The sequence below is a fragment of the Rhodopseudomonas sp. BR0M22 genome, assembly GCF_010907035.1.
Classification (GTDB): Bacteria; Pseudomonadota; Alphaproteobacteria; order Rhizobiales; family Xanthobacteraceae; genus Rhodopseudomonas.
In genome coordinates, this window is record NZ_QUMK01000023.1 from 1 (window position 1) to 13,418 (window position 13,418).

The window sequence follows — 13,418 nt, forward strand, 5'->3', positions numbered from 1 at the left end:
GCTGAGCATCGCGCCCTTCGGCTTTCCTGTGGTGCCGGAGGTGTAGAGCTGGATCGCGATGTCCGACGGCGCGATCGGTACGTTAGGGTCTTCGGCGCTCTGCGCGTCGCGCCATTTGGTGAAGTCCTGCCACTCGGGCGCGCCGCCTTCGGTGGTGATGATGTGGCGCACGCTTGGGATCTGATCCTTGAGGCCGCGGACCTGATCGACGAACTCCGGGCCGACGAACAGGATCGCCGCCTTGCAGTCCTCGACGATGTAGGCGATCTCCGGCCCGGCCAGCCGCCAGTTCACCGGCGCCATCACCGCTTTGGCCTTGATCGCGCCACTCCACAGTTCGAAATAGATGTCGCTGTTCTTGCCGAGATAGGCGATGCGCTCGTTCGGCTGCACGCCGGAGGCCTGCAGCGCGCGGGCGACCTGGTTGGTGTGGCGATCGAAGTCGGCGAAAGTGCTGATGCGGCCTTCGAATTCGTAGGCGATTTCGTCACCGCGGGTCTTGGCTTGCGCGCGGATGACGTCGGCCAGCGTGGCCGGCTCGGCTGCCTCGGACATTGTCTCTCCCTTGGATATTGTTAGTTCGTTGCTTGTTGTTTGCACGAAGTCTGCCGCGCTTCGGCTGCAAACACAAGCGGGAGGGAATGTCGCGGGGATGATGAACGTGCGGCCTGGGAGGCCAATGGCGCCGCTTGCAAAGCACAAAAACTGCAGCACAAGATGGTCATCGCCCGGCTTGTCCGGGCGACCCAGTATTCCAGGGCGTTCGTGGTTAGCCGCTGACGCCCTGAAATACTGGATCCCCCGCATGCGCGTGGGATGACGTCGGTCGGTGGTGAGAGGCGGTAAGCGAAATCTAGATCACTTCGATCTTTCCGCTCGCACGTCGTCATCCTGATGTGCCGTCGCGTCGGCGACGGCCTCGAAGGATGGGGCGCTCGGATTCGCGGCCGTCATCCTTCGAGGCACGCAACAGCGTGCCCCTCAGGATGACGGCCTCGCGGCATTCTAACCGCGCTGCGCGCGGTCCTTTTCGTTCTGCGCCTTGATCGAGGCCTTGGCGTTTTCCCAATCGTCGTTGCTCCAGTCGCGGAGCTGGTAGAAGTTGCCGCCCATTGCGAGGCCCTGGGCGCCGTCCATCGCGATGGTTTCGCCGCTGATCCAGTCGCACCCGCCGGAGATCAGGAAGGTCGCGAGGTTCTGCAGCTCTTCCATGGTGCCGACGCGGCCCATCGGGTTCATCTTGATGGTGCGGGCACCGGCTTCGTCGCCCGGCTTGATCCGCTTGCTCATGCCTTCGGTCGGAATTTCGCCCGGCGCAATGGTGTTGAGGCGGATGCCGTATTTGCCCCACTCGGTGGCGAGCGACATCGTCATGGCGTGGATCGCCGACTTGCTCATCGCCGACGGCACCACATAGGGGCTGCCGTTGCGCACCCAGGTGGTGGTGATCGACACCACGTTGCCGCGATGGCCGCCGGCGATCCAGCGCTTGCCGACCGCGTGGGTGACGTAGAACGTGCCGTGCATCACGATGTTGGCGACCGCATCGAAGCCGCGCGGGGAAAGATCCTCACTCCGCGAGATGAAATTTCCCGCCGCGTTGTTGATCAGGTCGGTGAGCGGTCCGCCTTCGAAGATGGTCTCGACCATGTGGTCGACCGCGGCGGCGTCGCGGATGTCGACGCCGTAAGTCATCACCTTGCCGCCGTACTGATTCATCAGCTCGGTGGCGGTCTCGTCGCAGACGCCCTTGCGGCGGCCGCAGATGTGGACCTCGGCGCCGAGCTGCAGGAAGCGCGCGGCCATCGCCTTGCCGAGACCGGTGCCGCCCCCGGTGACGAGGATGCGACGGCCGGCGAGAAGCTGATCTGTGAACATGAAGTAAACCGCCCGGAAAAGTTAAAGCTGATCGTTAATTAGGCGATTGACTAAATCCCGACAACGCTTTTCTGTAGCGCCGCAACGCAAAACAACAGAGGAAGTGCCCGATGAACGATCGCGTTTCGGTGACGATCACCGACGGCGTCGCCGATGTCCGGCTGGTGCGCGCGGACAAGATGAATGCGCTCGATGCCGCGATGTTCGAGGCATTGGTGAACACGTCCGAGCGGCTCGCGAACGAGAAGGGCGTGCGCGCCGTGGTGCTGTCCGGCGAGGGCAAGGCGTTCTGCGCCGGCCTCGACATGGGACGTTTCGCCGCGATGAAGGAGAGCGGCGGCAACGGAATTCCGGGAGGCGAATTTCGCGACCTGACCAAGCGCACCCACGGCCAGGCTAACGCAGCGCAGCAGGCGGTGTGGGGTTGGCGAATGCTGCCGGTGCCGGTGATTGCTGCGGTGCACGGCGTCGCCTTCGGCGGCGGCTGTCAGCTCGCGCTCGGCGCCGACATCCGGCTGATGGCTCCGGACGCCAGAATGTCGATCATGGAAATCAAATGGGGTTTGGTGCCGGACATGGCCGGCACGCCGATCCTGGCGACGCTGCTGCGCGACGACGTGCTGCGCGAACTGACCTACACCGGCCGCATCGTCGGCGCGCAGGAAGCGGTGAGCCTCGGCCTTGCCACCAAGGTTGTCGACGATCCGTATCAAGCGGCGCTTGAGATGGCGCGCGAGATCGCCGGCAAGAATCCGGACGCGATCCGCGCCGCCAAGCGGATGATGAACACCCTCTCTGTCGATCCCGGCCCGGCGCTGCTCGCCGAAAGTGTCGAGCAACAGAAGCTGATCGGCTCGCCGAACCAGACCGAGGCGGTGCGCGCGAATCTGGAAAAGCGTGCGCCGAACTTCACCGACGCATAGCGCTACGCGGCAAATACATGACGAATCTGGCGGACGCCGCGCGCATCGCGCGGCGTCTTCACGTATAAGCCCCGCATCGTCTCGCCACGGCGTGCGCCGCAATAGCGGCCGCTGCGGCGCAACCCCGACCGTTAGAATCGGAGAGTAACTGTGTCCGAGAATCAGCTTTATCACGGCATCATTTCAGGCGACCGTCGCCACAGCTTCGACGAGGTGAACGCGCGCGTCGCGACCATTGCGGGTGGTCTGCAGGCGCTCGGGGTGAAGCCCGGCGACTGCGTCTGCGTTCTGATGCGCAACGACATCGCGTTCATGGAAGCGGTGTACGGCGTGATGACGCTGGGCGCCTATGCGGTGCCGGTGAACTGGCACTTCAAGCCGGAAGAAGTCGGCTACATCATCGGCGATTCCGCGACCCGGGTGCTGATCGGCCACGCCGATCTGCTACACAGCGTGGCCTCCGCGATTCCGGCCGATCTCACCGTGCTCAGCGTGCCGACGCCGCCGGAAGTGATCGCCAACTACAAGATCGCGCCCGACCATCTGTCGCCGCCGCACAATGCGATCGATCTCGACGGCTGGATGGCGCAGCAGAAGCCGTATGCCGGCCCGGTGCTGCCGCAGCCGCAGAACATGATCTACACCTCCGGCACCACCGGTCATCCCAAGGGCGTCAAGCGGTTCGCGCCGACGCCGGAGCAGGCGGCGCATGCCGAAAAAATGCGGGCGACGATCTACGGTTTGAAGCCGCAGGTGCGGGCGCTGTGCCCGGGGCCGCTGTATCACTCGGCGCCGAACTCCTTCGGCATCCGCGCCGGCAAGCTCGGCGGCGTTCTGGTGCTGATGCCGCGGTTCCACCCCGAAGAGTTCCTGGCGCTGGTGCAGGAGCACAAGATCGACACCGTGTTCATGGTGCCGACGATGTTCATCCGGCTGATGAAGCTGCCGGCGGAGGTGCGTGCCAAGTACGACGTCTCGTCGCTGCGTCACGTCATCCACGCCGCCGCGCCGTGCCCGGCCGACGTGAAGCGCGCGATGATCGAGTGGTGGGGGCCAGTGATCTATGAGTTCTACGGCTCGACCGAATCCGGCGCGGTGACTTTCGCCACCTCCGAAGACGCGTTGAGTAAGCCCGGCACCGTCGGCAAGATTGCGCACGGCGCCGAGTTGAAGTTCATCGACGACGACGGCAACGAGGTGCCGCAGGGCGAGATCGGCGAGATCTTCTCGCGGATCGCCGGCAATCCGGACTTCACCTATCACAACAAGCCGGAGAAGCGCGCCGAGATCGATCGCGACGGATTCATCACCTCCGGCGACGTCGGCTATGTCGACAGCGACGGCTATGTGTTCATCTGCGACCGCAAACGCGACATGGTGATCTCCGGCGGCGTCAACATCTACCCGGCCGAAATCGAGGCCGCGCTCCACGCCATTCCCGGCGTGCACGATTGCGCGGTGTTCGGCATTCCGGATGCGGAATTCGGCGAGGCGCTGATGGCGATGCTGGAGCCGCAACCCGGCGTGACGCTCGACGAGAGCTTCGTCAGGTCGCAGCTCAAGCTCGCGGTCGCCGACTACAAAGTGCCCAAGCACATCAAGATCATGCCGGAATTGCCGCGCGAGGATTCCGGCAAGATCTTCAAGCGGCGCTTGCGCGATCCGTATTGGGCGAATGCCGGCCGGACGATTTAGGTCGCCGCTCTTTTGCGGTCGGTGCCGGTCGTATCACCGGGAGGATGGTGATCGGCCCGATTGAGCGCGGCGCGGACCAGCCGCGCCAGATCGGCGCGGCGGAACGGCTTCGACAGCAACAGCACGCCGGGATCGAGCCGGCCGTGATGCACGATCGCATTCTCGGTGTAGCCCGAGGTGTACAGTACCTTGACCGGCCGTAGCCGCGCGATCTCGTCGGCGAGCTCGCGGCCGTTCATTCCACCCGGCATCACGATGTCGGTGAGCAAGAGATCGAACGCCGTGCCGCGCCTCACCTCCGCGAGTGCCGATGCACCATCCTCTGCGGCGATGGTGCGATAACCGAGGCCGCGAAGCTGGGCGAGGGCGAAATTGCGCACCAGTTCGTCGTCTTCGACCAACAGAACGGTTTCGGTGCCACCTTCGACCGGAGCGGTCTGGAGCGTGGGGTCGACGCCGGCCTCGGCGCGCGGCAGATACAGCCGGATCGTAGTGCCGTGCCGTTCCTCGCTGTAGATCTGGATGTGGCCGTTCGACTGTTTGACGAAACCGTACACCATGCTCAATCCGAGGCCGGTGCCTTGGCCGACGCTCTTGGTGGTGAAGAACGGCTCAAACGCCTTCTCGAGCACGTTGGGCGCCATGCCGGAACCAGAGTCGCTGACTGCGATCATCACGTAGCGGCCTGGTCTCACCTCGGGATAATGCGCAGCGTAGTCGGCGTCGAACGTCACGTTGGCAGTTTCGAGCAACAGCCTGCCGCCGTCCGGCATCGCGTCGCGAGCGTTGACAGCGAGATTGAGCAGCGCCGACGACAGTTGCGACGGATCGATCAGTGCCGGCTCGAGCTCGGGATCGAGCAGCGTATCGATCGCGATGTGCTCACCGATGGTCGGCCGAAGCAGTTGCTTGATGTTCGACACCACGGTGTTGACGTCGATACTGCGTGGTTGCAGCGGCTGCTTGCGGGCGAAAGCGAGCAGTTGCCGGGTCAGGTCGGCGCCGCGTTCGGCGGCCTGATCGATCATCTTGGCGATGGTGACAAGGTCGGGCCGGTCGGCGAGCTCGTCGAGCAGGATCTCGGCGGTGCCGCTGATCACGGTGAGCATGTTGTTGAAGTCGTGAGCGACGCCGCCGGTGAGCTGGCCGATCGCCTCCAGCTTCTGCGCCTGATGTAGTCGCCGTTCTGTCTCCTTCAACTCGGAGACGTCGCTGAATACCACCACGGCGCCGCTGATCGCGCCCTCGGCATCGCGGATCGGCCTCGCGTTACCGGATACGTCGACGACTTTGTCGCTGCCGAGCACGTGCACCACCAGCTCGAACCGGTCGACCAGTTCGCCGGTCAAGGCACGCCGTCCGGGGCGCTTCTCGATCGGGAGCGGTGTCATGCTATCGGTCTGGAACAGCTCGATCGATCGTTCCCAGTTTGGTCCTGTAATACCGTTCGGCGAGGTTCGAAGTGCCACGGCGGCGGGATTCTCGTAGCTCACCGAGCCGTCGGTATCGACCAACAGCACGGCCTCCGCCATCGCATTGGTGATCGATTCGAAGACCTCCTTCTCGTGGCGCAGCGCGGCCGTCTTCTCGCGTGCATCCCGCATCGTTGCGGAGAATGCCTCGACCAGGACGCCGATCTCGCCGCCGGCATTGCGCGGCAGCGGCAGTGGTGCATCGCTGCCGATGCTCGCGACTGCGCGGGTCATGTCCGACAACGGCCGCGCCAGGCTGCGGGCGAAGGTGACGGACAGAAGGATCGCCAGCAGCACGGCAAAACTGCCGCCGACCAGTGTCGAGTTCGCCCAGACCAGCATCGGTCCTTGGATCATGTCGCGTTCGGCGGTCGCTTCGATCAGCGCCAGCGGCGCGGCGCCGGCGACCGTCATCGGATGGTACGCGACGCCGAACCTTTGACCGTCGCGGTTGCTGATCACCGCCGGAGGCCAGCGACCGCCGTCCAGCACCTTGCCGAGCGCCGGGAATTCCTGCTGCATGCGGGTGGGCGTGCTGTCCGCAGAGCGGATCAGCTGGCTTCCGTCGGGGTGAAACAGGTAGTCGCCTCGCTCGTTGACGACGTAGATCCTGGCCGCGGACAGCGCGGGGTCGGTCAGCCGCTCGAACGGGCGGCGCAGATCGATCGTTGCCGCCAACACGCCGAATCGTCGGCCCTCGTCGGTAAAGACGGGGGTGGCGACGCGGATGATCGGACGCCGGGCCTGCGTTGCTGTCGCCCGATCTTCGACCTCTTCGATCTCGACCGCCGACACCAGCATCTGGTCTTCATCGGCGCTGATTCCGAGCCTGACGACGGCGGCTGCGCTCGCCACCGGTAACTCGTCCTGGGGAACAACCCGAATCGTCCCGCTCGGTTCGCGCTCGACGCGAACGATGTCGGCGCTGGGATCGGCGAGCCCGACCAGCCGATACCGTGCAACGTCGGGATTTACTGTGAGCTCGTGGGACAGACGCTTCCCGAACTGCTCACGCAGGTGGGGCAAGCTCGCCTCGCCCTCAGCGTGTTTCGAGGGATCGAGGCTGAGTTGAATCAGTTCGTCGACGCCGGCGATGTGGCGGACGCGAAGCAGATCGGCGTTGGTTCCGCTGACGAGCTGCGACAGCTCGCGCGCCTGCGCGTTGGTGTTGGCGTCGAGAGCCGCCAGGGTCCGTTCGATCGCGATCGGCGCGATGTTGCGATAGCCGAGGTAGCCGACACCGACCGCAGTCAGCACCACTGTGGATACAACCAGGATCGCAAGCCTGGTCGAAAGCGTCAGCCCCTTGCGCACGTTGCAACTCCCAATAGTTGCAATGCTACGCTGGCTTCGCGCGTACTCGCAACGATGAGATCAGGTCGGTCGGATTTTTCCTCGGTTAGTTACGATTTAGCTGGTTCCTGTGTGTGGAACCGTGAATTGGTAACAGCAATGTGGGTAACTGCGTGCCAATCAGCTCGCCCGCGTGGCCGACAATTCACCAAGCAGTGCGTCCTCTGCTCGGCTCTGGCTGTGTTCCTTGTGCCGCAGCAGATGAAACGCGCGATGGGGCAGATCGAATCGCAGGCGATGCAGGGTCCCGGCGGCGAGCGACGGCGCTGCGACCAGCGCCGAAATCGCGGTGGCGCAGTCGGAACTTTCTACCGCGGCGCGGATCGCTTCGTTGGAGGGCAGTTCGAGACGCACGTCGAGATCGGACAGCGGCAGTCCGGCGCGGCGCAGCGCCGCCTCGAACATCGCGCGGGTGCCGGAGCCGCGTTCGCGCAGCACCCAGCCGGTGGTGGCTAGCTTGGCGGTCGTCAGCCGCGGCAGCGTGCGCCACGGATGGTCGCGTCCGACCACGATCACCAGATCGTCGCCGCCGATCGGCATGACATTCAGCAGGGGATCGTCGACCTCGCCTTCGACGAGGCCGAGGTCGGCGCGGCCGTCGCGCACCGCGGCGGCGACCTGTTCGGTATTGGCGATCGTGAGCTGCAGCGTGATGCCGGGATAGCGCTGCTGAAATCGCAGCAGCCGCTGCGGCAGCCAGTAGTTGCCGACGGTCTGGCTGGCGGCGAGGCTCAGCGAGCCGCGCTTCAGGCCGGCGATGTCGTCGAGCGCCTGCGCGGCTGCGCGGGCGCGGGAGAGCACGGCGCGGGCCTCGCCGAGAAAGTCGCGGCCCGCCTGGGTGAGCACGATGCCGCGGCCGACGCGATCGAACAGTTTGACGCCGTGACGCGCTTCCAGCGCGGCGATCGCCGCGCTGGTGGCCGATTGGGTGAGGTGCAGTCCGCTCGCGGCTCGGGTCATATGTTGCTGTTCGGCAACCGCGATGAAGATGCGGAGCTGCTCCAATGTCATCCGTGCCATCCTGTGAGTTTGATCAGCGCCAGCGAGAAGCTGGCAATGAACAGCGCGGCGGTGAGGCCGAGCAAAGCGGGACGCAGGCCGCGCGCGGCGAGCTTGCGCAAGTCCGTCTCGAGTCCCATCGCCGCCAACGCCATCGACAATAGGAAGGCGGTAATCGCCACGATCCAGCTCTTGGCCTCGTGCGGGATCGCGACGAACTGATTGACTCCGATCATCGCCACGAAGCCGAGCACGAACCACGGCATCGGCGGCGTCGCGGTGTGGTCGCCAGCGGGCTGATGCCGTGCGCGGCGGCGCGCCATCATGCCAAGCCCGATCACCAGCGGCGCCAGCATCATCACCCGCGACAGCTTGGCGATGGTGCCGAATTCGCCGGCGCTCTGGCCGCCCTGGAAGCTGGCTGCAACCACCTGCGCGATCTCGTGGATCGACGCGCCGGTCCACAGCCCGAAGCCGTGGGCGTCGAGGCCGAACACCCCCTGCAGCAGCGGGTAGCCGATCATGGCGAGAGAGCCGAACACGGTGACGCAGGCCACGCCGTAGGCGACGTCCTCGTCGTCTGCGCGCGTGACGGTGTTGGTGGCGATGATCGCGGAGGCGCCGCAGATCGAAGTACCGGCAGCGATCAGTTCGGCCAGCTTGCGGTCGACGCCGAGCACGCGGCCGAACCACAATGTGAAGCTGAAGGTGGCGAGCAGCGTCGCGGCGATGATCGCCAGCCCTTCGCCGCCGACTTCGATCAGTTGTGCGGTGGTGAGCTGCAGCCCCAGCAGAATGATGGCGAAGCGCAGGACCCGGCGAAGGCTGAACTTGACGCCCGGTACCGCCCAGGACGGCGTGCCGATCGTATTGTGGGCGACGATGCCGATCAGGATTGCCAGCAGCATCGGCGAGATGCCGGGCATACCCGGAATCGCGCGTAGGCCGACTGCGGCGGCTGCGATCGCGGCTGTCACCAGCACCCCGGGCGCGATCGCAGCGAGGTGTCGCCCGAGATGGGCGGCGCGCGGGTGACGAGGGTGCGGGGTGGGCTCGGCATCTGTGATCAGGGTCATGGGATCGGCTCCTTGTTGGCCGATCCTTCGCGCCCGTTGATCAATCATTCAAACAGATTGTTATGATAAAATCAATCGACAACGTCGATTGATTGTGCAGGAGGGCAGGATCTGCGGATGTTTGCGTCCCGGTGTCGTTCCGGCGGGGAACCGCAACGGCACACGGCCGTTGCCCAATCACTGCACCTGCGCGGGACCGGTTGGCAGCTCGTTGACCAAGGCGCGCGATCGGCAGCCGCGATTGCCGGTTCCGTGCTACACAGGGCAGCCGGAGGGATCGACCATGACCGACCTGCAATCCGACACGCCTCGCGCGAAATGGCATTCCGGCCTCGGCGGCTTCCTGCTGCGCGACTGGCCGTATCTGCTGATGCTGCTGCTCGCAGTGGTGGGCGTCGCTTACACCAGCTTCGTGCAAGACAGCCTCTATTGGGTGATCTTGACGCCGATGATCGGGCTGATCTGCATCGCTGCTGGCTGGCCCGAGACCGAGACCAGCGAGCATCGGGTGCGCTTGGTGCTGACCCAGATCCTGCATTGGGGCGCCGTGCTGGTTGCGATGCAGCTCATGTCGCTGCAGGTGACGCGGCAGGTCAGCGGGCTGGCGAGCGCGCTCGGCGTGTTGACTTTGCTGGCGCTTGGCACCTTTACCGCCGGGCTGCATATGCGCACCTGGAAAGTCGCAGTGGTCGGCGTGATTCTCGGCCTCAGCGTGCCGGCGATCGCCTTCCTGCAGCAGTCTTCACTGCTGATCCTGCTGATCCTCGCGCTGATTGTCGCGATCCTCATTCCGTTCTTCTGGGCCAAACGCAGGATCGAGTCGTCATCGTCGCCGCTGTTCGAGCAGCCCTTCGCGCGTAGCCCCGAGCCTGCGCCTCCACCTGCGCCGGCCCCCGCTGCAGGCGTCGTCTCGCGGCCGGTGCCACAGCCGCCGCTGTATGAAGCCCCTGTGTCTGCACCGATGCCAATCCCGATGCCGCCGCCGGCAGTGACCCCTTCGGCCTCGGAACCGGCGTCGCCGCTGCCGGACAATCTGCCGCCGGCCGATCGCGAGGATCCGCCGCACGAGACGCCGCCGGACAATGTCCGCAACATCTCGGGCGCGCGCTAACGAGCCGTCGGCGGCCGCACGCGCGGTCGCCGCCATTCTTAGCCTTGCGTGCAGTGCACAAAATACTTCAGGATGTGGCGGTGTCCTGGAGGGCTGCGATGTCGTCACCCAATCCGTCCACCGGCGTCGAGCCGGTCTCCGAGCGCACAGACGACTCGGCCGCGAGCGAGGCCGAGATCCGGCTGCGCAACGACATTCGGCTGCTTGGCCGGATCCTCGGCGACACCGTGCGCGAGCAGGAAGGCCAGGGGGTGTTCGATCTGGTCGAGAACATCCGCCAGACCTCGATCCGCTTTCATCGCGACGACGACAAGACCGCGCGCGGCGAGCTCGGCGCGATCCTCGACGGTATGTCGATCCAGGATACGATGCGGATCGTTCGTGCCTTCAGCTATTTCTCGCACCTCGCCAATATCGCCGAGGATCAGAACAACATCCGTCAGATGCGCGCCGGCTCGACCGCGGGCTCCGCACCGCGAGCCGGCCTTTTGGCCAAGACGTTGGCGCACGCGCGGCAAGAGGGGATCGGCGCCGCGGAGCTGCGCAAGTTCTTTGCGACCGCTCTGGTCAGCCCGGTTTTGACCGCGCACCCGACCGAAGTGCGCCGCAAGAGCACGATGGACCGCGAGATGCAGATCGCTTCGCTGCTCGATCAGCGCGACCGCGTTCAGCTCACCGCCGACGAATGGGCCGACAATGAAGAGCGGCTGCGCCGCGCCGTCGAGACGCTGTGGAAGACCAACCTGCTGCGCCGGACCAAGCTGACGGTGCTGGATGAAGTCACCAACGGCCTGTCGTTCTACGACTACACCTTCCTGCGCGAAGTGCCGCGGCTGCACAGCGCGCTGGAGGACCGGCTCGCCGACGCGGCCAAGGCTGAAGGTGTCAACAGCGAGGGCGAACTCGCCAGTTTCCTGCGGATGGGAAGCTGGATCGGCGGCGACCGCGACGGCAATCCGTTCGTCACCGCCGAGGTGCTGCACGGCACCTTGAAGCTGCAGAGCAGCCGGGTGCTGGGCTATTATCTCGACGAGCTGCACGAGCTCGGCTCGGAATTGTCGCTGGCCTCGCATCTCGCCGGCATCACCGACACCGTCAAGGCGCTGGCCGAGACCTCGCCCGACACCTCACCGCATCGCAAGTATGAGCCGTATCGGCTGGCGGTGTCCGGCATCTATGCGCGGCTCGCTGCCACGGCACTCGAACTCGAGGTCGAGAACCTCCGCGCGCCCGTCGGCGAGGCGGAGCCTTATGCCAGTGCGCAGGACTTCAAGGCCGATCTCGACGCCATTCACCTGTCGCTGACCACGCACAATTCGGGCGTGATCGCACGCGGCCGGCTGCGCCAGCTCCGCCGCTCGATCGACTGCTTCGGCTTCCATCTCGCCAGCCTCGACATGCGGCAGAACTCGGCGGTGCACGAGCGCACCATTGCCGAGCTGATGGATGCAGCACGGCCCGGCACCTCTTATGCGGTGCTCGAAGAGGAGGCGCGGATCGCGCTCTTGATCAGCGAGCTGCGCAGCACCCGGCCTCTGACCTCGATGTTCGTCAAATACAGCGACGAGACGGTTGGCGAGCTTGCAGTGTTCCGCGAGGCCGCGAAGGCGCACGCGACCTACGGGGCGGCGGCGATCCCGCAATGCATCATCTCGATGACCAAGGGCGTCTCGGATCTCTTGGAAGTCGCGGTGCTGCTCAAGGAGGTCGGGCTGATCGATCCGTCCGGGCGCAGCGCCATCAACGTGGTGCCGCTGTTCGAGACCATCGAGGACCTGCAGGCCTGCGCCAAGATCATGGACCGGCTGTTGTCGATTCCGGAATATCGCCGGCTGGTCGACAGCCGCGGCTCGGTGCAGGAGGTGATGCTCGGCTACTCCGACAGCAACAAGGACGGCGGCTTCGTCACTTCGGGCTGGGAGCTGTACAAGGCCGAGATCGGCCTGATCGAGATCTTCGAGCGCCATGGCGTGCGGTTGCGGCTGTTCCACGGTCGCGGCGGTTCGGTCGGCCGCGGCGGCGGACCGAGCTACGACGCGATCGTGGCGCAGCCGGGCGGCGCGGTGAACGGCCAGATCCGCATCACCGAGCAGGGCGAGATCATCACATCGAAATATTCCAACGTCGAAGTCGGCCGCAACAATCTCGAGATCCTCGCCGCCGCGACGCTGGAGGCGAGCCTGCTGCAGCCCAAGCGGGTGGCGCCGCATCGCGATTATCTCGACGCGATGGAGCAGCTCTCGGCCTTGGCCTTCAAGGCGTATCGCGGCCTGGTGTACGAGACCGACGGCTTCGTCGATTACTTCTGGGCCTCGACCGTGATAAACGAGATCTCGACGCTGAACATCGGCAGCCGCCCGGCGTCGCGGAAGAAGACACGCGCGATCGAAGACCTGCGCGCAATCCCGTGGGTGTTCTCATGGGCGCAGTGCCGGCTGATGCTGCCGGGATGGTACGGCTTCGGCAGCGCGGTGTCGGCCTGGGTCACCGCGCATCCCGAGAAGGGCGTCGCGTTCCTGCAGGCGATGTATCAGGAATGGCCGTTCTTCCGGACACTGCTGTCGAACATGGACATGGTGCTGTCGAAGAGCTCGATCGGTATTGCTTCGCGCTACGCCGAGCTGGTGGAGGATGTCGATGTTCGCGATCGCATCTTCGGCCGCATTCGCGCCGAATGGCATTCGTCGATCGACTATCTGCTCGCGATCATGCAGCAGGACCATTTGCTGCAGAGCAATCCGTTGCTCGAACGCTCGATCCGTCACCGCTTCCCGTATCTCGATCCCTTGAACCACGTCCAGGTCCAGCTGCTGCGCGAACACCGCACCCACGATCCGGACGAACAGGTGCTCCGCGGTGTGCAACTGACGATCAACGGGATCTCGGCGGGGCTGCGGAATAGCGGGTGAGG

Annotated in this window: 9 protein-coding genes; 4 read left to right on the plus strand and 5 right to left on the minus strand. The window is 65.2% G+C overall.

The window, feature by feature from the left end; genetic code table 11:
* On the minus strand, window positions 1-555 hold a 555-nt coding region (locus tag DY468_RS09630; RefSeq protein ID WP_164604595.1), incomplete at its 3' end, for an AMP-binding protein.
* Between the two features lie 450 nt (window positions 556-1,005).
* Window positions 1,006-1,878 (minus strand): SDR family oxidoreductase, encoded by an 873-nt coding sequence (locus DY468_RS09635; RefSeq protein WP_164604596.1) that lies wholly within the window; start codon window positions 1,876-1,878, stop codon window positions 1,006-1,008.
* Between the two features lie 110 nt (window positions 1,879-1,988).
* Here DY468_RS09635 and DY468_RS09640 point away from each other — a divergent pair, with 110 nt between their 5' ends.
* Together DY468_RS09640 and DY468_RS09645 are read left to right on the plus strand one after the other, a co-directional pair.
* A complete protein-coding gene (locus DY468_RS09640) occupies window positions 1,989-2,801 on the plus strand; it encodes a crotonase/enoyl-CoA hydratase family protein (protein WP_164604597.1) in 813 nt (270 codons plus the stop codon).
* A gap of 150 nt (window positions 2,802-2,951) precedes the next feature.
* The gene (locus DY468_RS09645) at window positions 2,952-4,496 is read left to right on the plus strand and encodes an acyl-CoA synthetase (RefSeq protein ID WP_164604598.1); all 1,545 of its coding nucleotides are present in this window, start codon (window positions 2,952-2,954) and stop codon (window positions 4,494-4,496) included.
* Here the strand turns inward: DY468_RS09645 and DY468_RS09650 are convergent.
* From DY468_RS09650 to DY468_RS09660, 3 genes are all read right to left on the minus strand, one after another.
* A complete protein-coding gene (locus DY468_RS09650) occupies window positions 4,493-7,282 on the minus strand; it encodes an ATP-binding protein (RefSeq protein ID WP_164604599.1) in 2,790 nt (929 codons plus the stop codon). The two genes, DY468_RS09645 and DY468_RS09650, sit on opposite strands and share 4 nt — an antisense overlap.
* A 159-nt stretch (window positions 7,283-7,441) precedes the next feature.
* Window positions 7,442-8,332: a LysR family transcriptional regulator gene (locus DY468_RS09655; RefSeq protein WP_164604600.1), complete on the minus strand. Its 891-nt coding sequence runs from the start codon at window positions 8,330-8,332 to the stop codon at window positions 7,442-7,444.
* Window positions 8,329-9,396, minus strand: coding sequence for a YeiH family protein (locus DY468_RS09660; protein WP_164604601.1), 1,068 nt, complete (start codon window positions 9,394-9,396; stop codon window positions 8,329-8,331). Before DY468_RS09660 ends, DY468_RS09655 begins: the two co-directional genes overlap by 4 nt.
* Window positions 9,397-9,679: 283 nt before the next feature.
* Here DY468_RS09660 and DY468_RS09665 point away from each other — a divergent pair, with 283 nt between their 5' ends.
* Window positions 9,680-10,507, plus strand: a complete 828-nt coding sequence (locus tag DY468_RS09665) for a hypothetical protein (protein WP_164604602.1) — start codon at window positions 9,680-9,682, stop codon at window positions 10,505-10,507.
* 98 nt (window positions 10,508-10,605) lie between these two features.
* Window positions 10,606-13,416 (plus strand): phosphoenolpyruvate carboxylase, encoded by a 2,811-nt coding sequence (gene ppc, locus DY468_RS09670; protein WP_164604603.1) that lies wholly within the window; start codon window positions 10,606-10,608, stop codon window positions 13,414-13,416.
* Window positions 13,417-13,418 lie beyond the last annotated feature (2 nt).

Excerpts from the sequence above, each read along its gene's own strand:
- DY468_RS09635 (WP_164604596.1), bottom strand. The coding sequence starts at position 1,878 with ATGTTCACAGATCAGCTTCTCGCCGGCCGTCGCATCCTCGTCACCGGG.
- DY468_RS09640 (WP_164604597.1), top strand. The coding sequence starts at position 1,989 with ATGAACGATCGCGTTTCGGTGACGATCACCGACGGCGTCGCCGATGTC.
- DY468_RS09655 (WP_164604600.1), bottom strand. The coding sequence starts at position 8,332 with ATGACATTGGAGCAGCTCCGCATCTTCATCGCGGTTGCCGAACAGCAA.
- DY468_RS09660 (WP_164604601.1), bottom strand. The coding sequence starts at position 9,396 with ATGACCCTGATCACAGATGCCGAGCCCACCCCGCACCCTCGTCACCCG.
- DY468_RS09665 (WP_164604602.1), top strand. The coding sequence starts at position 9,680 with ATGACCGACCTGCAATCCGACACGCCTCGCGCGAAATGGCATTCCGGC.
- ppc (WP_164604603.1), top strand. The coding sequence starts at position 10,606 with ATGTCGTCACCCAATCCGTCCACCGGCGTCGAGCCGGTCTCCGAGCGC.